Annotated in this window: 1 protein-coding gene; it reads left to right on the plus strand. The window is 32.0% G+C overall.

The genetic code is table 11. The features are described from left to right. Positions 1–320: 320 nt before the first annotated feature. A partial coding sequence (locus CAAU_RS13295; protein ID WP_051004431.1) for an ISLre2 family transposase occupies positions 321–1,474 on the plus strand: 1,154 nt, incomplete at its 3' end.

Below are 1,474 nucleotides of genomic sequence, written 5' to 3' on the forward strand. Positions count from 1 at the left end.
ATTGTTAAATCATCATTAGGAATTAATATAAATGTTAACGATATATTCAGCGTTATAAATAAACTGTTTCTGGCACTATATATTGATATCATCAATATAKCATAGTGTAAATTATTGTAGGACGAAAAAGACAAAATTTAAAGAGACAACCCCTGTGATAAAATAAAGTAGAAAAACAACACAAACCAATAAGGGGTGTCTCTTTTGAATAATATTATACAACAACATTTAATAAATTTCACTACTAAATTAATAAAAATGTTGAAGAAACTATATCAAAAGAATGGGATTTAACAAAACTTGTTGATGTAGTTAAAAAAATGACTGATGAATTAGGAGCAAACATAATAAAGGACTTTTTAGAAGAATTAGATAAAACGATTAAAGAAGATGAAAAAGGAAAAGGGATGGGTAGTAGAAAGGAAAGACAAGAAAAGATTGTAACAATGCTAGGCGAAATAGAATATGCAAGAACGTATTACAAATCTAAGAAGAATGGGGAATATAGATATTTACTTGATGAAATTATAGGGATAAGCAAACATGAGAAGGTAGATAAAGAAGTAAAGATAAAGCTGGTGGAGAACGCAATTAATATGTCCTATGAGGAGAGTAGTAAAATAACATGTCCGGAGAAACTAAGTAGACAGACAGTATTTAATGCAATAAGACAGGTAGGAGAAGTAGAAGTAAAAAGGGAAGTAAAAGAAAAGAGGAAAGTAAGGGTGCTATACATAGAAGCAGATGAGGATCATGTGGCATTGCAGGATGGGAAGAAGGAGATGCCAAGGCTTGTATATATACATGAAGGAAGACAAAGCAAAAATGGGAGAAACGAATTAAAGAATGTATATTACAAAGCATACGTTGGTGTAGAAGCTGAAGAAATATGGATAGATGTAGCGAATTATGTGTATGACAATTATGAAATAGAGAGCATAGAAAAGATATACATAGCAGGAGATGGAGCAAGATGGATAAAGGAAGGAATGGAATGGATTCCGAAAGCGAAATTTGTATTAGATAGATATCATTTGAACAAATACATAATAAGAGGGACAGCAAAGCGAGAAGAATATAGGCAAAAGATATGGGGAGCGATAAATGAAGGGGATAAGAAGGTTTTAAGGGAGATATTTAAGGAGTTAATAAATATAGCAGAAACTAAGACAGAAAAGGAGAGAGCAAAAGAAGCAAGGAGATATATATTAAATAACTGGGAAGGGATAGTAATATATAAAGAGGACGAGGATGTAATAGGATGCAGTGCAGAAGGGCATATAAGCCATGTATTATCAGCGAGATTAAGCAGTAGGCCATTAGGATGGAGTAAAGAGGGATTAAAGATAATGGCAAAGCTAAGGGTATTTAGCAGGAATGGAGGTAATTTAAGGGAAATAAGTATATACAAGGAAGATGTTGAAACATTTAGATTAAATAAAAAGAAGATAAAAGAAACAATTAAAAGAGAGAC

The sequence above is a fragment of the Caloramator australicus RC3 genome, from assembly GCF_000297115.1.
Classification (GTDB): Bacteria; Bacillota; Clostridia; order Clostridiales; family Caloramatoraceae; genus Caloramator; species Caloramator australicus.